The sequence below is a fragment of the Nitrosomonas ureae genome, assembly GCF_900108305.1.
Lineage (GTDB): Bacteria > Pseudomonadota > Gammaproteobacteria > Burkholderiales > Nitrosomonadaceae > Nitrosomonas > Nitrosomonas ureae_B.
This window is the reverse complement of record NZ_FNUX01000008.1, coordinates 29,253-49,525: the sequence shown is the minus strand read 5'-3', so window position 1 is coordinate 49,525 and position 20,273 is coordinate 29,253. Positions and strand designations below refer to the sequence as shown.

Annotated in this window: 19 protein-coding genes, 1 other RNA gene and 1 pseudogene; 8 read left to right on the top strand and 13 right to left on the bottom strand. The window is 41.9% G+C overall.

Translation table 11 applies throughout. The annotated features are described in order from the left end of the window. Positions 1 to 99 precede the first annotated feature (99 nt). The 4 genes from C4S39_RS06455 to C4S39_RS06440 all read left to right on the top strand — a co-directional run bounded on the left by C4S39_RS06455 (position 100) and on the right by C4S39_RS06440 (position 1,554). Positions 100 to 297: a hypothetical protein gene (locus C4S39_RS06455; protein ID WP_103966218.1), complete on the top strand. Its 198-nt coding sequence runs from the start codon at positions 100 to 102 to the stop codon at positions 295 to 297. Next, complete coding sequence (locus C4S39_RS06450; RefSeq protein ID WP_103966217.1) at positions 290 to 586, top strand: cell division protein ZapA; 297 nt, start codon at positions 290 to 292, stop codon at positions 584 to 586. The genes C4S39_RS06455 and C4S39_RS06450 overlap by 8 nt, the downstream gene beginning before the upstream one ends. A 17-nt stretch (positions 587 to 603) precedes the next feature. Beyond that, a non-coding RNA gene (gene ssrS, locus C4S39_RS06445) (6S RNA) lies at positions 604 to 780 on the top strand. Positions 781 to 1,014: 234 nt separating this feature from the next. Next, positions 1,015 to 1,554, top strand: a complete 540-nt coding sequence (locus tag C4S39_RS06440) for a hypothetical protein (RefSeq protein ID WP_103966216.1) — start codon at positions 1,015 to 1,017, stop codon at positions 1,552 to 1,554. 95 nt (positions 1,555 to 1,649) lie between these two features. On the opposite strand, the gene C4S39_RS06435 is transcribed toward C4S39_RS06440, so the two are convergent. From C4S39_RS06435 to C4S39_RS06420, 5 genes are all read right to left on the bottom strand, one after another. Next, complete coding sequence (locus tag C4S39_RS06435; RefSeq protein WP_258039317.1) at positions 1,650 to 2,300, bottom strand: urea transporter; 651 nt, start codon at positions 2,298 to 2,300, stop codon at positions 1,650 to 1,652. Then, the gene (locus C4S39_RS15735; RefSeq protein ID WP_258039316.1) at positions 2,248 to 2,622 is read right to left on the bottom strand and encodes an urea transporter; all 375 of its coding nucleotides are present in this window, start codon (positions 2,620 to 2,622) and stop codon (positions 2,248 to 2,250) included. Before C4S39_RS15735 ends, C4S39_RS06435 begins: the two co-directional genes overlap by 53 nt. Positions 2,623 to 2,636: 14 nt before the next feature. Further along, entirely contained in the window at positions 2,637 to 3,281 is a 645-nt protein-coding gene (locus tag C4S39_RS06430; RefSeq protein ID WP_258039315.1) for a TetR/AcrR family transcriptional regulator, read from the bottom strand. Between the two features lie 49 nt (positions 3,282 to 3,330). Further along, positions 3,331 to 4,530, bottom strand: a complete 1,200-nt coding sequence (locus C4S39_RS06425) for a flavin-containing monooxygenase (protein ID WP_103966215.1) — start codon at positions 4,528 to 4,530, stop codon at positions 3,331 to 3,333. 123 nt (positions 4,531 to 4,653) lie between these two features. Continuing rightward, positions 4,654 to 5,217: an OsmC family protein gene (locus C4S39_RS06420; RefSeq protein ID WP_103966214.1), complete on the bottom strand. Its 564-nt coding sequence runs from the start codon at positions 5,215 to 5,217 to the stop codon at positions 4,654 to 4,656. Between the two features lie 482 nt (positions 5,218 to 5,699). Between C4S39_RS06420 and C4S39_RS06415 the strand changes: the two genes are divergently transcribed. Further along, complete coding sequence (locus C4S39_RS06415) at positions 5,700 to 7,445, top strand: SulP family inorganic anion transporter (RefSeq protein ID WP_103966213.1); 1,746 nt, start codon at positions 5,700 to 5,702, stop codon at positions 7,443 to 7,445. A gap of 105 nt (positions 7,446 to 7,550) precedes the next feature. On the opposite strand, the gene C4S39_RS06410 is transcribed toward C4S39_RS06415, so the two are convergent. From C4S39_RS06410 to C4S39_RS06385, 6 genes are all read right to left on the bottom strand, one after another. Next, complete coding sequence (locus C4S39_RS06410) at positions 7,551 to 8,144, bottom strand: DUF1579 domain-containing protein (RefSeq protein ID WP_103966212.1); 594 nt, start codon at positions 8,142 to 8,144, stop codon at positions 7,551 to 7,553. 51 nt (positions 8,145 to 8,195) lie between these two features. Then, on the bottom strand, positions 8,196 to 8,558 hold the full coding sequence (locus C4S39_RS06405; protein ID WP_103966211.1) for a DUF1428 domain-containing protein: 363 nt from the start codon (positions 8,556 to 8,558) through the stop codon (positions 8,196 to 8,198). A gap of 107 nt (positions 8,559 to 8,665) precedes the next feature. Further along, positions 8,666 to 9,082, bottom strand: a complete 417-nt coding sequence (locus C4S39_RS06400; protein WP_103966210.1) for a YciI family protein — start codon at positions 9,080 to 9,082, stop codon at positions 8,666 to 8,668. Positions 9,083 to 9,245: 163 nt separating this feature from the next. Further along, positions 9,246 to 9,581, bottom strand: coding sequence for a YciI family protein (locus tag C4S39_RS06395; RefSeq protein WP_103966209.1), 336 nt, complete (start codon positions 9,579 to 9,581; stop codon positions 9,246 to 9,248). Positions 9,582 to 9,618: 37 nt separating this feature from the next. Next, the gene (locus C4S39_RS06390) at positions 9,619 to 9,993 is read right to left on the bottom strand and encodes a YciI family protein (RefSeq protein WP_103966208.1); all 375 of its coding nucleotides are present in this window, start codon (positions 9,991 to 9,993) and stop codon (positions 9,619 to 9,621) included. Between the two features lie 81 nt (positions 9,994 to 10,074). Then, positions 10,075 to 11,325, bottom strand: coding sequence for an RNA polymerase sigma factor (locus C4S39_RS06385; protein WP_103966207.1), 1,251 nt, complete (start codon positions 11,323 to 11,325; stop codon positions 10,075 to 10,077). Positions 11,326 to 12,766: 1,441 nt separating this feature from the next. On the opposite strand from C4S39_RS06385, the gene C4S39_RS06380 reads away from it, so the two are divergent. The 3 genes from C4S39_RS06380 (at position 12,767) to C4S39_RS06365 (ending at position 17,486) form a co-directional block, all read left to right on the top strand. Next, the gene (locus tag C4S39_RS06380; protein WP_374953017.1) at positions 12,767 to 13,867 is read left to right on the top strand and encodes a glycoside hydrolase; all 1,101 of its coding nucleotides are present in this window, start codon (positions 12,767 to 12,769) and stop codon (positions 13,865 to 13,867) included. A 633-nt stretch (positions 13,868 to 14,500) separates the two neighbouring features. Continuing rightward, on the top strand, positions 14,501 to 15,664 hold the full coding sequence (locus C4S39_RS06370) for a glycoside hydrolase (protein ID WP_103966204.1): 1,164 nt from the start codon (positions 14,501 to 14,503) through the stop codon (positions 15,662 to 15,664). Positions 15,665 to 16,322: 658 nt separating this feature from the next. Further along, entirely contained in the window at positions 16,323 to 17,486 is a 1,164-nt protein-coding gene (locus tag C4S39_RS06365) for a beta-galactosidase (protein WP_103966203.1), read from the top strand. Positions 17,487 to 17,774: 288 nt separating this feature from the next. Here the strand turns inward: C4S39_RS06365 and C4S39_RS16000 are convergent. Next, positions 17,775 to 19,439, bottom strand: a pseudogene (locus tag C4S39_RS16000) (EAL domain-containing protein). A 364-nt stretch (positions 19,440 to 19,803) separates the two neighbouring features. Beyond that, a complete protein-coding gene (gene arfB / locus C4S39_RS06350) occupies positions 19,804 to 20,223 on the bottom strand; it encodes an alternative ribosome rescue aminoacyl-tRNA hydrolase ArfB (protein WP_181023767.1) in 420 nt (139 codons plus the stop codon). Between the last annotated feature and the right edge of the window lie 50 nt (positions 20,224 to 20,273).

Below are 20,273 nucleotides of genomic sequence, written 5' to 3'. Positions count from 1 at the left end.
AATTATCGATTGCTGTTTTGATCGAAAACTAGGGCACGATAACAGAATTTTAGATTTGGTTACCCAATAACCTTTTAATAATTCAAAAATTTGCGCCCTATGGAAACAGAACTGAAATCTTTAGAAGAAAAACTTTCTTTACTTTTACGTATGTATCAAGATACCCGCGTAGAAAATAAGAAATTACAGAAAGAATTGACGAATTCTCATCATCAATGTGAGAAATTAAATGAGAAAATACATGTGGCTGCTAACCAACTTGAAGTGCTTTTATTGAATATTCCTGAAAATGAATAATTCCACATTCAATGTAAATATTATCGGCCATGAATTCAGTATCGCATGCACTGACAAAGAATGTGAAGAACTTCAACTCGCTGCTGCTTATCTGGATAATAAGATACAAGATATCAAAACAGAAGGAAAAATTATTGATTTCGATCACATAGCGATTATTGCGGCGCTAAAAATTACACATGAATTGTTAATATTAAGAAACATCACAAGTTTTGACATAGATGAATTTAAGCGTAGAATTATTACCTTAAAAGAGAAAGTTGATGAAGCAATAACAATGGAAGATTAGAAAGAAAATTATGGGGTTAATCCCTGCGGTGTTCGTTAAGACTTATATTCTTTGAACCATTTTTAGAAAATGGTTGTGGATTTTAGTGATACTGTTGTGCGCGCCATTAATGGATGTGCCTGATGTATCCGTGAAGCAACCGCCTTGGACCTCATGGTTCAAGATGATGGTCTAACGGCATATGTGGGGAGCTATTTCGGGACAAGAAACGTTTGTAGAACGTTTCTTGTCCTTTTGGTTTTGTATGCTTACAGATTAGTTTACAAATATTGAGCTGATGTATTTTTACTTATATGAAGCCTCCCGGTTTGGCAAGCAATATTTCGTGCTTTGGTAAAATGAAAATCGACTACAATCTTATATCCGGCCTTATTGCAGACTGGATTTCTATCTGCTGGCCATGATGGAATTTGCCAAGGTAATCAATAATGAAAATAATTTCTTTAATAAAAAATACCATGGATAAAATAAATCTTAATTTCTCAATTTTAGTTTTCGCACTAATAGCATTGACTGCGGCATCAATTGCATTTGCACAAGATACAGATAGTACAGATGAAAATATGAGAATCCTGCAAGCAAAAATTGCTGCTGATAAAAAATTATTAGTTGCAGAAAATATGAATTTAACAGATGGTGAAACAAAGAATTTTTGGCTAATTTATGATGCTTACCAAAAAGATTTACAGGAAATAGATAACCGATTGGCTAAGTTAATTAATGAATACGCCATAGTCTACAACGCTAATACCGTAACGAACGAGAAAGCCAGACAATTACTTGATGAATCAATTAAAGTCGAATTAGCAGAAATTCAATTAAAACAATCTTATATTCCCAAAATTGCTACAGCCCTTTCCGGTGTAAAAACGGTGCGTTATATTCAAATAGAAAATAAAATTCGAGCTCTTACCCGTTATGAGATTTCCGAAATGATTCCATTGATGGTAGAAGGCAAAGCCTATTAAGGCAGATTTCCTTAAAACAAATAATCAATGCATAATATCCTCGTGACTTTCCCACGAGGATATTCATATTGGCAAAATCCAATGCAAATTTAGAATTAGTTAATTTCTGCCATTTTCTCTGATGGAAACCAGTATCTGAATTTATTCACAATAAACAAAATTGTCCATAAGGTGAGAATAAAAGGGGAAGCCAAAACCGGAAGACCCAGTGGTGACAGCAGATTCGTCAATCCCAGCTGGAACAGTACAGCCAGAATACCAGCTAGAATAGCCAGTAAGGTAGTTTTGCCGCTAGATTCAAGAAAAACCCAGCCCACTGCAATCATAGTCAGAACCGGATTGAATCCATACAGCCCAGCCTCGATATCGCCTTGATTAACACCAGCCAGCATTGGTATGATAACCCCGATAAAAGCACCGCTAATGGCCATGAATGCACCACGTAAAGTAGCAATGGCGATACCAACCAGAAGTAAGCCACCGGCAAGTATGTTATCAGCAAACACAATCTGACCGATGCTTCTCATCAAGGCGGCAAGCCATTTTTCCAGAGGTATGGCACCGATATCTATTACAATCATCTGCATATTTACTATTGGTAACGTCGAGCCAAGCGTACGGCTATCGAATACGTAGATCATCATCAGAAATATCCAGCTGATTAGAACAAATGGCGATGTTGCCGCAGGAATGTTAAACATCCTCAACGCCCTTGTCAGAGCGATCCATAGGACGCCCGATAGCATGGATGCAAGTACGATGTAGAGCCAAAACTGGGGCGTATGTTCGAGAAATATTGATAGACAAGCTTCCGGCCAATACACCATTGAAACCGTACAACCCCGCTTCAATATCTTCTTTACAGAATTTTAGCGCGTAGGCAGTTACGGTACTGCTGATTAAACCGATAGTTGCAGCCAATCCTGTAATTATTCCACCAACATAGAGTGCCATCAGTACGCACAGCCCGGTAGCGGCATTACCACAAAAAACAACCTGTCCGGCGCCTCTCAACAATACTCGTAGAATCCCCGGCAACATCTTGTCAAAATTTAGTAACCAGCTCAAAGTGATTTCCTTTCTTAAAGTGAATTGATATCGATCTTTGTTTCCTGATGCGAAGTGTCTATAGTGCTGCGCAGAATATCTTCGGCAGCCAATCGTCCAATATGGGCGACTTCACCTTTACCGGTTACCATGGCGGTTACGATAGTACCGTCAATCAGAAGACTCAGTTTCTCCGTTACCAATTCGGGATCCTTTGCGCCGCTTTCCATAACCATTGCTTGCAACTTAGCGTTAATTCTTTCCCTGTGTCGATTGGCAATCTCTTGTATCCAGCTGTTGCCTTTATCATGTTCGGCAACTGCATTGATGAACACACAGCCGTAAAAATCCTGGCTGGCGAACCAGTTCTGCATCAAATCGAACAAAGCCAGGATACGCTCGACCGGAGAACATTGCATGGCTGGAAGATCCTGATCAAACCAGCAAAACCAAATGTTCGCTTCAGCCTCGAAGACAGCTTTGAGCAGATTCTCCTTCGAACCGAAATGCAGATAAAGGGTGCGGCGAGCCACTCCCGATTCCTCAATAATTCTGGCTATTCCGGTGGCATGGATACCTTCTTTGCAAAATAGCCGACAAGCAGTGCTTAATAATTTTCTTTTATTAGCCTCTTTCCGTGAATTACTTTTTAAGTGCTGCTGCATTTCAGGATATAACATGGCTAAACTCGAGTACGTATCTCTTTCTCAAGGTGGTAGAGAAATCTGGTTAAAAATTTTCATTATCGTCTTCTCTCAATTGTTTTTGAATTTTTTTTGCAATTCTCTCGGCTTCAAGACGTATCTCCCGCAGCAAACCACTTAACGGATTGATTTGCCCGATAAAATAAAGACGAGGAGCATCTTTGTATTCCTGATCACCCGAGATAAGCGGTCGATCTTTCTCATCAGTGATACCCGGAGCCTGAACCAATTTGGAAATACCAGTTCGGAATCCTGTTCCGGCGATAATGACATCGGGTTCCAGTGTAATTAGTGCATGGCTGCTATCTGGAGAAGTTGCCATAGCATGCAGAACATGTACAGTTCGTCCGGTAATTTTCTGAATCGGCCCCACTATTTTGATCCGGCCTGCACGAACGTCATCAACAAAAGGACGATAAAGAATCGGCACGACATTATTGATATCGAATTGTTTGGAAAGTGGCCTACTCGGATAGGGAAGACCGTAAGCGCTCAGGTCTCCGATCATCGTTCGTTGCAGAAAAATCAATATACGATCTACCACAGCGCTAGGCCACCCCCTTGTCCACACACCGATCCCGATCAACGGAATGCCGAAAATATTTTTAGGCAGAATATAGGGTGGCGTTCTGCCTGATACAGTAACTGAGCTAGCGTATTCGGTTAACCTGCTGGCAATTTCGGCGGCGGAGTTTCCAGTACCTATTACCAATACATGCTTGCCGGAAAAATCTTTGGCACTCTTAAATTTTGAAGAATGAGTGATTTCACCTGGAAAGGATTCCATTCCTTCCCATTCAGGAATTATCGGAATACGACAACCACCAATTGCCATGACGATACTACGAGATTCAAAATATTTACCATCGCAGCTGATAATAACCCAGAGATCTCGCTCACGATCATAATTAACCCGTGCAATATCAATGTTGGTTTGAACTGTAAAACCTCCACGGGAGGGAAAAGTCTCTAAAAGTCGTACCACTTCTTCACGCGAAGGCCAGGAACCAGCCGAAAGAGGAAATTTGCTGCCCGGTAATGCTGAAAAATAGCGGCCGGAATTCAGGCGTACACCATCATAATGATTGCGCCAGACATCTCCAACCGCTGGTGTACGTTCCAGCACCAATGGATTTAAGCCTGCTCTAGTCAATTCATACGCGGCCGACAATCCCGCCGGCCCCGCACCGACCACTATCACATCATGTATATCATCATTTTCCATAATCAATATTATTTGGTATGTAATAAATAATGTACGAAATCGTACATCTCGCCATCAGCACGCACAGCAATATATACTTTGCCGCGAGAACCTACCATCAGGCCTGATGCTTGCATGATACGTTCAGGATGAATATGCTGCTTTAGCTTCAGAATGATGGACGATCTCAACGTTGACCGGCACTGGCCGCATGATCGTGTCAGGAATGGGCGCAGCCGGGAACGCTTTTTCCATAAGTTTGGTAACTTTTTCTGTTGGTGCATCAGTCTGTATATCAACTACGACCTTGATCGCATCGTAGCCGGGTGCGCCAGTCTCCAAGCCAAAGGCAGTACGAAAATTAACGCGACCTGAAACATTTATCCGCAAGAATTCCACATTGATGGGAGCAGCAGATAATGCGGCAATATAAGTATTGACAAGACAAGAACCAATAGCAGCCAGCAATAAATCTTCCGGAGTAACACCCACTTCTTCTCCGCCATAACGCTTGGGCTCGTCGGAAATCACCGTTTGACCATCGGTGACACGGGCCGTGCTGTGATAACCACTATCCCATACTACCGTTGCCTGAAATTTCGGATTAGCGATGTCACCTTGACCGTCTACTTTGATTGAATCAAGAACTGTTCGTATACGATTGAAGTCAAGTCCGTTCACAATAATGCTGGTCGTTGAATTAGTCATAGTTAAATCTCCATAATAAGTGCGGATGATAGAAGCCAACTCTCCATCTATTCGTCAAAAATATCTGATTGACTTCTTGGCATTGTAGTACATTTATCAGAAAAAGTATACCGATCGGTCTACATAATATATTTTATTTAATAACCATATAGATAAACTTCACAATTGAAGTTTATGCAGATAATATTAGTCGAATAATCGCAAGCTATCGGAATTGACTGGAAATATTCCACCGCAGAATTCAAGATGCCTATTACCGTCAACTAAGGCGGACTAACGTGGATTGATCCAGTTAGGCCTGAAAAAATCAAAGTGACTTACTCCGGCGTTCCCAAACTTATCGGTATCGCTTGTTACTCCGCTTACTGTTACTTACAATCGGAGAATTGCGCAGGAATCCCGATCGTTATATTAAAATAAGGAATTCCACCGTTTATAGTGGAGCTCCTTATTAATAGTTTTGTCATAGTTTTATAGCACTCGTGAAAAAGAAAACTGCCAAATCGTCCTTCTTTAAGATTGGTCAAGGCCTACTGCCAATAAGAATTTCTCAAATTCCAACTGAAGTCGTTGCTGGATTTACGCTTGCTGCTTTAGCAATACCAGTAAATATAGGGTATTCAAAAATTGCCGGTACTCCAGTTATCACCGAACTCTACACGATGCTTCTACCCGTACTGTTGTTTGCACTGGCGGGAGGATCCCGCCTCTTGGTAGTTGGTGCGGACTCGGCGACGGCGGCCATTCTTGCGGCCGGTCTCATTGGCATTGCAAGTACCGGAACTGACGAATATTTGGCACTTGCCGGAATTCTCGCCCTCATGGCCGCAACCTTTATGATTCTGGCGCGAATTATCGGTTTAGCTTTCTTGGCTGATTTCTTGTCACGCTCGGTACTTATTGGTTTTCTGACTGGTGTAGGTATACAAGTGGCATTGGGACAGATTTCAAGCATCTTGGGTCTCCAGGGAGGAGGTCATGGAACACTACAAAAAATCTGGCTTGATATACAACAAATCGATCAGATCAATTACAACGCACTAGGTATTGCGCTTGCCGTACTCCTGGTTATTTTAGGTGCAAAGAAAATCTCGGAACGTATTCCCGATGCCTTAATCGCAGTCATCGGCGCTATAACCGCAAGCTGGCTTTTCAACTTTGGCGCTTACATGCATCTTGTCGGTTCTATTCCAAGTGGCCTTCCTCATTTCTCATTGCCACAAGTTAATTGGAGTTGGGACCTTATTCATAAGCTCTTGCCCATCGCTTTTTCTATGTTTCTTGTTATTCTCGCCCAAAGTGCCGCAACTTCACGTGTTTATGCTGCACGTCACAATCAACCGCTCGATCAGAACGCGGATCTGAATGGCTTGGCGCTAGCAAATATTGGCGCCGGTCTATCCGGAACGCTCGCGGTCGCCGGCAGCCCCACGAAAACCCAGATTGTGGATAGCGCAGGCGGTCGTACTCAGCTAACGCATCTAGTAGCGGCAGGTGTTGTTATATTGGTTTTGCTCTTTCTAACTGAGCCACTGGCTTATATGCCTGAGTCTGTCTTGGCAGTCATTGTTTTTCTGACTGGTATTGATTTGATCAAATTCCGTAAAATGATGGATATCCTGCAACAACAACCATCAGAGTTCTGGATAGCGATAATTACAATGCTAATGGTAGTATTTGTCGGAATCGAACAAGGTGTTCTGCTGGCAATGGCGCTTTCGCTCATCGAGCACACCAGACATGGCTATCGACCAAAAAATATAGTACTGGAGTATACTAAAAGCGGTCACTGGGTTACTCACCCAGTGACCAGTAAAATCCAAGCTGTTCCAGGATTAATGATTTACCGTTTCACGCACAGTATTTATTACGCTAACGCATCACAGCTATCCAGAGAAATAGAAGCTCTCATACAGGCTCAGAATCCACCATTACGCTGGTTTTGTATCGATGCTTCCGCAATTTCCGATATAGATTATACTGCGGCAGAAACTTTGAAATCTCTTTCCGATTTGTTGAGAAAGAAAAAAATTCGTTTGATCGTTTCCCAAATGCAAGACGGTTTCAGCGAAGATAAGCATCAAAAGATACTGGAATTATTTGGGGAAAACGTCTTTTTTAATACATTGGATGACGTAATCGCTGCATACATGTTAACCAGCATAAAGAATCGATATAACCCACTAATTCCAGATACTCCAAGCAAGACCCCAAAGACTTCTACATAGCTTTGAGGTATAAGATGAATTACTTCCCTAACAATCTCCAAATTCACTTATAAATCCAGAACATCATAAACGAATGCTTCCAAAAGTACCGTACCAGACAAGCCCTTATTTCCTAGTATAAATAACCTCAAGCATTTTCATTTCATCACCGCCATGATGAGTTCCATACATGGTAAATTCTTGTGCATTGCCATCCACAATTTTCCAAATGGCGCGATGTGCCATGTATCCTCCACCTACTTCAGCATGCTGCCCTGTCAAGGTAATGGTCTTGCCATCTGCACTTGCCGTACCGTTCATCATGAAAATTTGCGTACTCATGTTATCGATCCATGTCGAAACATACTGTTTGAGCAGATTATCGTATGCAATGGTCCAGATGCCCGAATACGGCTTTCCATGCATGCTGCTCGTGATTTCCTGCTGAAGAAAGCGGCCGCCTAACAGTAGCTTGATATCCGCAGATCCAGCGGATTCTACAGCCGGTTTCTGGGGATCCATCCATTCTTTTGTCTTGGTTATCCAACTACCCGTAAGGCTTGCAAACAATTTGTGTGGTTCTCCAGGTGTGGCCAACTTAGTATAAACTTCCATCATCTCTTCATGACTCATGGGTTTATCATTCTTTTTGTCATCCGCAACACCCATTGTCATTAACAAAGAAAACACAACAAATAGAGTAAATTGTAAATACCGCATCGTCTTCTCCTCAATAAAAAATCGTCAATAAATCTGGATTAATAAAACCAACTAGAAACTGACAATTGTCTTGAAACCACCATAGGCCATCCGTTTGCAATCGAAAGGATGGGAATCAGGATTCATCGAACAGGCCAAACGCGGGTCAGCCATAACCGCCTGATTAACCCGGTCACGGTGCTCTTTTGATTCGAACACGATCCATGCAAAAATGACCGTTTCATTTCCACCGGCATCAGCCAATTTCTTGAACGACACTAACTCTTTCTGATCGAGGTCATCTCCCGCACACTCGATATATTCCAGAGCACCGTGCTCTTTCCAGACCGAGCCAGCCAATTCAGCCATTTTTTTATATTCCTCCAGTTTATCCTGAGCAATTGGAATCACATAGCCATCAACATACTTTCCCATAAATTTCCCCTGTAAGATGTTTACTAAAATAAAACCTAACGAACCTCCGCTCTGCACACTCAACTAATGCAGCTTAAATCACGAATCAATCATCAATTCATTGCGCATTAATCATTCTTACTGCGCTCCAACTCACGAAACCGCTCGACAGATTCACTGGGTTCAAAATCGTCCAGCTCAAATAGTTGCCGCACTTCTATTTCACAATTCTTTCCTTCACCCGCAGGATTAGGAAAACGCTTACTCCATTCAACAGCCTCAGTCTTTGATGCAACCTGAATCAAGGTATAACCGGCGATAAGCTCTTTGGTTTCGATAAATGGACCATCGATCAACATACGCTTATTTCCGTTGTATTGGATGCGCCAGCCTTTTGAGCTGGCTTGCAAGCCAGATGCATCCAGCAACACGCCTGCTGCCGCAAGCTCTTCATGAAATTTTGCCATCTCTGCAATGAGCTGCTCTTCAGGCATAACACCTGCTTCCGAATCCTGATTTGCTTTGACTATGATCATGTAACGCAATTGATTTCTCCTTAGGTTAAGTCATGCGATCAATCAAGTTGTAAATAACTTGATTTCATCATTTAGTCGAATGAAGCGTGAAGAAATCGACAAGCTGGAAAAATTTTTTTCAGCTTATTAATTTTCGCAAGCGAAATGTTTCAATTTCCGATTTTTTCCAACGTTACCGTTTTTCGAATTGGTGTATCGGTCTGACTTCAATACTACCGACCTGCGCAGGTGGAATTTGGGCAGCCAGCTGAATGGCTTCATCCAAATGCCGTGCTTCAATCAAATAAAAACCGGCCAGCTGTTCTTTGGTTTCGGCAAACGGTCCATCAGTAATGCTGATTTTGCCCTCGCGCACTCTGATCGTAGTGGCTGTGTGTACCGGCTGCAGGGCCTCCGATGCCAAGCAATGACCTGATTTACGAATCCGTTCATCGTAGTCAAGACAATCATTGTCTGGTATAGCATCAAGCAAACTCTCCACACCATAAACTAAGCACAAATATTTCATGGGTTTCTCCATTTAAAAAGATCTTTCCAGATTAACTTTACCCCAGGCCGAGTACATCCAGCGTTTGTAAATCATTGGCAATCGGCCGGATTTCCACACATCCCAATGCGGCTCCGGGTATTTTAGCTGCCACCTGAATGGCTTCATTCAGATCACGCGCTTCAATCACGTAATAACCGCCGATCTGTTCTTTGGTTTCAACAAAAGGTCCATCTGTGCTTGAAATCTTACCTTTGCGTACCCTGATGGTAATGGCCTCTGATGGCGGTAATAAACGGTTGCAATCGACAAAATGCCCGCTCTTGCGAATGTCAGTGGTAAATTCGCGGTATTCTTCATAATGCTTATCGGCATCGGTCTTTGACATTTGCTCCATGACTTTTTCGGCACAAATCAAACAAAGATATTTCATTGTAAATTCCTTCCTTATACTGAATTGAGAAAATGACTGCACTCAATAGTCGATTGACAGTGAGCAAAATCGACAATAAGTTTATTGATTTTGTAGTTCAGTCAATCTTTTTTGCAGAAACCGCCGTTCAGGTTCTTGTTGGGTAAGTTGCAAGGCGTGTTGATAGGCTTCAATTGCTTCATTACGCTGCCCTAATTTGCGATGAAAATCAGCCTTGGCAGCATACATGAAATGATAATCCACCAATTGGCCCTGAGAAATGAGCGCTTCGATCAGCTCTAACCCCATTGCCGGCCCATCGCGCATTGCCACTGCGACCGCACGATTTAATTCGACAATAGGTGATGGATAAATCTGCTTGAGTACGTTATACAGTCCTACGATTTCACGCCAATCGGTTTCTCCAGCACTGGGTGCTTCGGCATGCACGGCGGCAATGGCGGCCTGCAATGTATAGGCGCCAAATCCCGACAAACCAAGCGCGTGTTTCACCAGAATCACACCTTCATTGACCTGATCGCGATTCCAGAGCGAACGGTCTTGTTCATCAAGTAAAATTAGATCACCTTGCGCATTAATTCGGGCTGCCCGACGCGAATCTTGCAGAAGCATGAGGGCCAGAAGCCCGGGAATTTCCGGCTCTGACGGCATTAATTCCAGCAGCAACCTGCCAAGACGTATTGCTTCAGCTGAGAGATCATGCCGCATCAGTTCAATACCGGAGGACGTTGAATAACTCTCGTTAAATACCAAATAGATAACTTTTAGAACTGAGTCCAGACGATCTGACAAATGTTCCAGCTCCGGAACCTCATAAGGAATCCGCGCATCACGGATTTTTGCTTTGGCGCGCACAATTCGCTGCGCGACTGTTTTGGGTGCTATCAGAAAAGCATGAGCGATTTCCTCAGTACTAAGTCCGCAGATTTCTCGTAAGGTCAGGGCAATCTGGGCTTCTGGCGATAAGCTCGGATGGCAGCAGGTAAAAATCAAGCGTAATTGATCATCTTCCAGACTCTCATCCAAATTGTCGTCAGCCGGAGAAATTAAAGTAGCGAGATGTGCGGGTATTTCATCAATGCTATCGAAACGCGCGTTACGCCGGAATTTATCGATGGCTTTAAAGCGCCCTACAGACACTAGCCAAGCGCGAGGGTTGTCTGGTATACCCTGTTGCGGCCATTGCTCCAGTGCAATCTTGAATGCATCATGGAGCGCTTCTTCTGCTTGATCGATATCTCCCAGAAAGCGTATCAGCGTAGCAAGTACACGTCTAAATTCATTGCGATAAATCTGCTCCACTGTTTTTGGATAATCTTGTACCGACTTCATCAATTGGATTACCTTTTAATTTGGGTAACCTTCCTAGTCAGACATGCTGCTAAATACACTGATAAGAAGTTTCCAGGATTATTAATATAATCAAATTACTAAAATATCACCTGAATCTATTACTTTAAATACAGAGATGCAAATCATCTCGGCAATAAACCCTCAGCAAACTGAATTTAATCATGTTCATTCTGAACTACCGATCAACATAATTATTATAACTCTTGACGTGGTTAATATTCCCACGTATAGTCCTGCCTTGTGGGAAAATATCTCGCACCATTTGATGTCATTCATCAGGAAAAATTAAACCGATGAGAACTTAATTTTCAAAGGAAAACTACAATGAAATTAATGACTAAAAGGGCTTCAACAACTACGGCTGAAGTACTGGCAATATTCGTAGCATCGTTGCTTCTTCATAAAAAAAATTCAGTGACATATAACAGTTGATCTATCAAGCTAATTGGCGATGACCGTGTCTGTTGTGAGCACGAGGACTGTATAGATTTCTGTCGATAAAGTAACAGCAAATGATTCAAGCAAGAAATCTATGATGATTCTTAAAATGCTCTTTGAATGATAAAAGCTACTATACCTTGAGTAACTGTAGCGATCGATTTGAGATAATTCATACATAAATAAAAACAAGATTTATTACTCATTCACACAACTGAAATTCCATTCGCCTCGAATAGATTTCTCAGCTTCAGCGAACTGTCTATTACCAAACCAAGATTAATGCTGTCAGTTTATACAGCAGCTTAGAAAATAGACTTTTTACATCTAGCAATTTATTAATTGAATATCTGATAAACCGTTGGTTGATTGGCTTTGTAATGTCAAGGCGGAAAATAATATTCCAATGTTTTATCCAATAAAGCTACCGAATCTACTAATGCTCTAGTAGCGTTAAGCAGATACTTTTTGTGGAATTCATAGGCAGTATTCGGGGGAGTACTGTCAGCAACGCAAGTAATTATTGCACAAGACTTTAATGGATAGATTTGTGCATTGCATTTTCCGCAAAAACTGCCCGGATCATGATAAATAAGATGATTCTATTGAAATTTTAACAACCAGCATCCTATATATTTCAGCATTAAAAATTTTCTTGTTCTGAAGAGCGGACATTATTATTTTTAATAATGTATTTCTGAAAGATGCTCACGAATTTTCTGATCAGAAATAGAGTAATACGCAAAAAATAGGTTGCGCAAGGAAAATCCAATGGAGGATGTTATTTAAAGAAATACAGAGCGTAAATATTTCTTATCTACAAAATGTATTAAGTTAGTTAAACAATACCTTAGAACAATTTTTTAAATTTTTAATAATGCAATGACTTCTTCAAAACCTGTCAAAGGAATTTTACATGAAAATTAGTAATATAATGATACATAACATATTTTTTTCCAATATACCCCAGAGGATAAATGCTGTGACTATTGCAGCATTATTCGTCATAGGCATGATTGTTGCACCTGCTGGGATAGTAGGCGCAGCCCCCATACCTCCTGAAAGCACTGGAATGAAATGGAATCCTGGTCACTATTACACCATTCAGAATTGGGCCAATGATGACCCCATCTACATGGCGAAGGTCTACAAAGAGCTTCAGGAAACACCTGCTCTGCGTGGCATGCAGCTGCGTTACTTATGGGGCTGGCTGGAAAAATCACCGGGCGTCTATGATTTTTCTTCCATTGATAAACATCTTGCCAAACTTTCTAAAATGAACAAGCGATTGTTTATTCAAGTACAGACCAAATCATTCGATGCTAAGTGGAAGCTTATACCGGATTATTTAAAAGCACCTCAATATGAAGGTGGCGCATTTGCATACAGTAACTGGGGATCCAGTAGTTCTGTAGACGGACATAACATCAAATTATGGAACCCAAACGTTCGTGACCGCCTGATTGCTCTATATAAGGCATTGGGTAAACGTTACAACTCTCACCCAAATTTTGAAGGGATCGGCATGATCGAAACGGCTATGGGGCAAGCGATTAAGCCACTGACACAAACCCAGTCTGATAAATGGTTTGACAACTTAATCATTGTGCATCAGAAAATGCGTACATTTTTTCCCAACACCATGACAATCCAGGAAATAAACTATCCACGCGATTATCTCAAGAAGCTCACTACCGCGATGGTAAAAATGGGCGGGGCGCTTGGCTGTCCGGATGTTTTTCCTGATGAACCGGATTTAAATTTTCCTGGTGATCAATATTCTCCCCCAGGTGCTTACACCTATTTTTCCAAGCTTTCAGGAACCATACCGATCGCGCCGACAGTAGAAAAGGTCAACTATCTAAACTCTGCAGGCAAAAATAAGGGTCCTGCGCCCACTATTCAGGAACTGCTTGTATTCGCACGTGACGAATTAAAATCCAATTACATATTCTGGCAACGTGTCCCCGAATATGTCGATAATGTGTTAGAGGTCATGAATTTTACTAAGCAGAAAAGCACCCCGTCAGGTGGCTTAGCCTCGGGTTGCCCGAGTGTTTATCCTTCCTGTATAAGGAATTAGTAATTTTCTGATTTGCAGATAATCGCAACCGGATCTGACAGATTGTTTTATCAAAATGGGCATCTGCCGGATCAGGTTTGCGCTACTGCAGATATTGGATTACCGGCTGTTAACTGTCATACCGAAAAACAGCCTTTCCACATCTTATCTGAAAGATCACCAGATCTACACGTGGTCTAGCAATACCAAGCAAGTACTTTTGTAGCATCCATATACACGGCATTCTCTGATTACTGTCAGCAACTCAAGTAATTGCAGAACAAACTCTCGATGGTTAACTGTGTACATCACATTTTCCATGCCAATTGGCAAGTTGACGATGGACGAATCAATTTGCCACGTATTAAAAAGGACGGGTAGTTCTAATTTAGGATTTTCCTGCTCTAAATAGCGCTCATTATCTCTTTTTTGATAATGTGTTTTTGAGAAATATCCGCGATTCTTTGCAATCGCGAATATAACGGCGCTCGAATAAAGAGATTGCATTAGGAAGAAAAGATTATTCATCAACATCGGAGATGTGAATAATTTTCATTTGCAGATTGGTTGCGATGAATCAGGCAATCTTCCGAAGCATTTCTCCAAACTTTGAGCAATTCCACAACCTCTTCAAATTAATCAAAGGAATCTTAAATGAAGAAAGTGAAAAATTTCATAAAATTAAACATTATCTTGCCGACTGTGCACAAACGGATAAATGCTGTATTCATTACAGCGTTATTCGTCATAGGCATGATTATCGCATCCGCTGGAATAGCGCATGCGGCCTCACTGCCAACCGGTGCTACCGGGATAAAATGGAATCCTGGTCACTATTACACCATTCAGAATTGGGCCAATGATGACCCGATCTACATGGCGAAGGTCTACAAAGAGCTTCAGGAAACACCTGCTCTGCGTGGCATGCAGCTGCGTTACTTATGGGGCTGGCTGGAAAAATCACCGGGCGTCTATGATTTCTCTTCTATCGACAAACACCTTGCCAAACTCACTAAAATGAACAAACGTCTTGTTATTCAGATACAGACAAAATCATTCAATGCCAAGTGGAAACTCATACCGGATTATCTGAAGGCCCCTAAATATGAAGGTGGCGCATTTGCATACAGTAACTGGGGATCCAGTAGCTCTATAGACGGACATAACATTAAATTATGGAATCCTTACGTGCGTGACCGCCTGATTGCTCTATATAAGGCATTGGGCAAACGCTACAACTCTCACCCTAACTTTGAAGGGATCGGCATGATCGAAACGGCTATGGGGCAAGCGATTAAGCCACTGACAAAAAACCAAGCTGATAAATGGTTTGACAATTTAATCATTGTGCAGAAAAAAGCACGGACATTTTTCCCCAACACCATGACAATACAGGAAATAAACTATCCACGCGATTATCTGAAGCAGCTTACTACCGCGATGGTAAAAATGGGTGGAACGCTCGGTTGCCCGGATGTTTTTCCTGATGAACCAGATTTATTATTTCCTGGTAATCAATATTCTCCCCCGGGTGCTTACTACTACTTCTCCAAGCTTTCAGGAACCATACCGATCGCGCCGACAGTAGAAAAAGTCAACTATCTAAACTCTGCAGGCAAAAATAAAGGTCCTGCACCCACTGTTCTGGAACTGCTTGTATTCGCACGTGACGAATTAAAATCCAATTACATATTCTGGCAACGTGTCCCCGAATATGTCGATGATGTTCTAGAGGTCATGCGCTTTAATAAACAAAAAAGCACTCCGTCTGGCGGCTTGAGAACTGCTTGTCCTAAGAATTATCCTTCTTGTATATAGAAGTAATATTTTTTGATCTATAGCAATCTCAGATCTAATCTGACAATTACCCGGCTTTACAAAGTAATTGTCAGATCAGCATTCCGGTTTGCTGAAAAAAACATCAGAATTACTCACGATAAATTGTAAATCGACCTGTACTATTTGGCCGGAAATTTCATCCAGCCTCTTATCCAAAAATCACCAATCCCGCTGCCATCCAATAGTGCTGAATGGATACTTCTGTAAATATTTATAGAGCATCTCTTCGTACTTTTCAACAATCCCGCACAAATCCATTTATGGAAACCTTGTGCATCATATCTCCGGCAATAATTGCCAAGTCAATAATAAATAATGCAATTCTATTGCCACCAAAAAGAACCAACATTCTATATTTATTTCAGGATTCGAAAATTCCCCGCTTCGGTATAGTGGTCATCATCTTTTTCTAGCGATGTTTTTCTGGAAGATACTGAAAAATTTCTCCCATCAGAAATAAAACATTCTTAGGAAGAGATTACATTAGGAAGCACTCAACGGGGATATTTAAAAGCCCAAAACGTAAATAACTTCCATTTACAAACTGTATTAAGTGAACAAGAGAAAGTTTTCAAAAGCAACTCTTAGAATTCCGGGCAATACAATAACCTCTTCAAACTCACTATAGGAATCTTATATGAAACCAGATAATTTAATGAAACTGAACATTATTTTACCAATCGCATTCAAGCGGATAAATGCTGTATTCATTGCAGCTTTATTCGTCACATGCATGATTATTGCCCCTTCGGCATCAGTGCATGCAGCTCCGATCCCTCCTGGAACTACCGGAGTAAAATGGCATCCAGGTCACTATTACACCATTCAGAACTGGGCCAATGATGACCCGATCTACATGGCGCAAGTTTACAAAGAACTCGAAGCAACCCCTGCACTGCGTGGTATGCAACTGCGTTACTTATGGGGCTGGATCGAAAAATCACCTGGTGTGTATGATTTCTCTTCCATCGACAAGCATCTTGAGAAACTCACTGCGATAGGAAAACGCCTGGTTATTCAAGTTCAAACCAAATCATTCAATCCTGATTGGAAACTCATACCGGATTATCTAAAGGCACCTAAGTATGAAGGCGGTGCATTTGCATTTAATAACTGGGGATCCCGTACAATAGATGGCCATAATATTAAATTATGGAATCCTTATGTACGTAATCGTCTGGTCGCTTTATTCAAGGCATTGGGTGAACGCTACAACTCCCATCCGAATTTTGAAGGCATCGGCATGATAGAAACGGCCATGGGACAAGCGATAACGCCACTGACGGCTGCTCAAAGCGACGGATGGTTTAATAATTTAATTATTGTGCAGCAAAAAGCACGCACGTTCTTCCCCAACACCATGACGATTCAGGAATTAAACTACCCACGCCAATATCTCAAACAACTCGTTACTGCAATGACCGAAATGGGAGGAACTCTTGGGTGTCCAGATATTTATCCGGATGCACCAGATCTGAATTTTCTTGGCAATCAATATTCTCCTAAAGGGCTTTACCCCTATTTCTCTGAGCTTTCAGGAACTATACCTATTGCTCCAACAGTTGAAAAAGTCAACTATTTAAACACCCGTAACGATAAGCTGGGCCATGTTCCCACAGTTCAAGAAATTCTTGCATTCGGGCGCAATAAATTAAAATCCAATTATATATTCTGGCAACGCCTTCCCGAATATGTTGATCAGGTTTTAGAAGTAATGAGCTGGGAAAGACAAACGAGCACCCCATCCGGTGGCTTGATCTCAACCTGCCCGAGTGCCTACCCTTCTTGTATCACGGATTAATAATTTAGTTATCCCGAGATACACACGCATCTGAAATAAGGTATCAATAATTCGTTCTTGCAATCATCATTTCGACCGAAAAACATATCAATGCATTTATTTATATTTCGGTCGAAGTGATGATTAAGGATGCTAAAACACAGCAGCATAATTCCGTCGCTCCGAGATTAAAACCCACCCATCAAAGCATAAGCGTGTGCACAGTTTCAATCGTAACGTAAGTTCGATTACTTACTCATTAACCTGGATAAACTTCAGTATAAAAATATCAATCAATCTGATGATTCTTCAGCTGATCAAAGTAAGCAGGGAATATCCGCGGATTTTCCATTTTTTTTCAATCTCGGTAGCTGGCAACGGCTCGGAAAAATAAAAACCCTGAAATCGAGTGCATCCATGCAAAACAAGATAAGCAAGCTGCTGCTCATTTTCCACCCCTTCAGCGATCACTTCCAGACCCAGAGCATGCGCCATGACGAGGATAGCGTCAATGATCGCGGTATCCTCCGGATCGCCGGGAATGTCACGCACGAATGAACGATCAATCTTCGATGTATTGATCTGATAGCGCTTGAGAAAGCTCAGATTGGAATAACCGGTACCAAAATCATCGATCGAAATTTCAATCCCAAGCTCACTTAATTGCTGCAACGTCTTGATGGTTTCTTCAACATTTTCAATCAATTCACTCTCAGTGATTTCCAGCGTCAAGTAATGTCCTTTTACTCCGGTTTTATCCAATATGCGGACAATATTTTCTACGATTATTTTCTGCCGGAATTGAATGGCGGAAAGATTGATCGCTAGCCTAGGAACCTCATAGCCTTGATTTTGCCATGCTTTTATCTGGAGACACGATTGTCGCATCAACCATTCTCCGATCGGTATGATCATGCCGGTCTCTTCAGCCAATCGAATAAACTTGATCGGATAAATAAGACCATCATCGGGGTGCTGCCAACGTAACAGCACCTCAAAACCATCAGCTTTGCCGCCATTGATGTTAACAATCGGTTGATAATGAAGCAGCAGTTCACCGCGCTTTAGCGCATTGCGCAAAGCGACTTCCATAGAATGCCGCTCTTTTGCTTGCCTGTTCATTTCCGGCTTAAAAAATTCACAGTTATTACGGCCATTCTTCTTGGCATGATACATCGCAATATCGCTGTCCCTGAGCAGCGTCCATATATCCTCTCCATCATTCGGGAATAGAGAAATACCGATACTGCCGCTAATATGAAGTTCCTTTCCATCTATCAGAAAATGCAGTTGCAATGCATCAAGTATCTTTTACGCTACCGCCCCAGCATCAAAAGCATTCCCGAGATTGCACAGCAACACGATAAACTCATCCCCACCTTGGCGGGCTACCGTATCTTCGCTCCGCACCACGTATACAAATCTAGCCGCCACCGCTTGCAACAGCTTATCACCCACATCATGACCTAATGAATCATTGATAACCTTGAAATTATCCAGATCAATGAACAATACCGCCACGCATTCCCGGTTACGATTAGCATGCTCTAACGCCTGCTCGATGCAATCCTGCTGTAAGGCTCTGTTGGGTAAGCCGGTTAAAATATCGCAGGTTGCCATCTCCAGGATACGCTGCTCAGCCTTATAGCGTTCCGTAATGTCAACAAACATACCTATAAAATACAGGGGTTTTCCCGATGCATCACAGATCGGTTTTTTAAAGGTATGAACCACACGGTTTTGCTGAAGTATCGAATTCCACATTGTTTCTTCGAAATCAATTTGACACCCGCTCTCAAATACCTCCTGATCTTTAGTGAGAAAGTGCTTCATTTGCGCTGGTGGAAAAAGTTGACTGGCATCCGTCCCTTGCAGATCCTTAAAACTCAAACCCCATTGCAATTCGCAGGCTCTGTTCATCGCCAATAATTTACTCTCGGTATCCTTGATGAAAATGGCGATAGATCTATTAATTATTGAAATTTTGATATGTCGCTGGAAAATAAGTAGTTTGTAAGCATGCTTATTGATTCATCATTTACATGAAAGTAACCCTACGTATGAGCTATTCCAATTCGGATAACATGGGCTATCCACACATACCCTGGCAAACTAACAGAAAATTGATGCTTTTGCCACGAATAAGCCTATCTATTGATGGATTTACACCGATATAGGTGTGATTTTACCAACTCATGGCAATTCATCGGAATGACACAAAAACGGTGTAAAATATCAATAACAATCTGATACATAACAATTAATAAGACTATAACACTGCCTGCGCCGATAAAGCTCCCGATGTTGCACACCTGATACGGGCATGTGATTCAAACGATTATTCCGCCTCCTCTATCTTGCCGCGTAACGACTTCTTCCGACCCTGAAGCGTTTTTCCTTCCAAACGTTTAATCCTGGAAGCTTTTGTGGGTTGCGTGGGCTTGCGCGGTTTGATCTCGACAATGATGCTGTTGATCAGCATCTGCAATCGATTCAGCGCATCTTCCCTGTTCTTGATCTGACTGCGAGACCGCTGCGCCTTGATGATCACGACACCTTCACTGGAGATCCGGCTATCCTTTAAATTCAACAGTCTCTCTTTATAGTATTCCGGCAATGATGAAGCACTGATATCAAAGCGCAAATGAATCGCGGTCGACACTTTATTCACATTCTGCCCGCCCGCACCTTGCGAACGTACCGCCTGGATCTCGATTTCGGTCAAGGGTATGGTAATGTTGTTCAATAATATCAACATGATGAATCGTTCTAATAGCTCTCGTTATTGATTAAACGCTGAATAATGCA

Coding starts and splice junctions, on each gene's coding strand:
- C4S39_RS06455 (WP_103966218.1), top strand. CDS start 100: ATGGAAACAGAACTGAAATCTTTAGAAGAAAAACTTTCTTTACTTTTA.
- C4S39_RS06450 (WP_103966217.1), top strand. CDS start 290: ATGAATAATTCCACATTCAATGTAAATATTATCGGCCATGAATTCAGT.
- C4S39_RS06440 (WP_103966216.1), top strand. CDS start 1,015: ATGAAAATAATTTCTTTAATAAAAAATACCATGGATAAAATAAATCTT.
- C4S39_RS06435 (WP_258039317.1), bottom strand. CDS start 2,300: ATGCTATCGGGCGTCCTATGGATCGCTCTGACAAGGGCGTTGAGGATG.
- C4S39_RS06430 (WP_258039315.1), bottom strand. CDS start 3,281: ATGTTATATCCTGAAATGCAGCAGCACTTAAAAAGTAATTCACGGAAA.
- C4S39_RS06425 (WP_103966215.1), bottom strand. CDS start 4,530: ATGGAAAATGATGATATACATGATGTGATAGTGGTCGGTGCGGGGCCG.
- C4S39_RS06420 (WP_103966214.1), bottom strand. CDS start 5,217: ATGACTAATTCAACGACCAGCATTATTGTGAACGGACTTGACTTCAAT.
- C4S39_RS06410 (WP_103966212.1), bottom strand. CDS start 8,144: ATGCGGTATTTACAATTTACTCTATTTGTTGTGTTTTCTTTGTTAATG.
- C4S39_RS06405 (WP_103966211.1), bottom strand. CDS start 8,558: ATGGGAAAGTATGTTGATGGCTATGTGATTCCAATTGCTCAGGATAAA.
- C4S39_RS06395 (WP_103966209.1), bottom strand. CDS start 9,581: ATGAAATATTTGTGCTTAGTTTATGGTGTGGAGAGTTTGCTTGATGCT.
- C4S39_RS06390 (WP_103966208.1), bottom strand. CDS start 9,993: ATGAAATATCTTTGTTTGATTTGTGCCGAAAAAGTCATGGAGCAAATG.
- C4S39_RS06385 (WP_103966207.1), bottom strand. CDS start 11,325: ATGAAGTCGGTACAAGATTATCCAAAAACAGTGGAGCAGATTTATCGC.
- C4S39_RS06370 (WP_103966204.1), top strand. CDS start 14,501: ATGAAGAAAGTGAAAAATTTCATAAAATTAAACATTATCTTGCCGACT.
- C4S39_RS06365 (WP_103966203.1), top strand. CDS start 16,323: ATGAAACCAGATAATTTAATGAAACTGAACATTATTTTACCAATCGCA.
- arfB (WP_181023767.1), bottom strand. CDS start 20,223: ATGTTGATATTATTGAACAACATTACCATACCCTTGACCGAAATCGAG.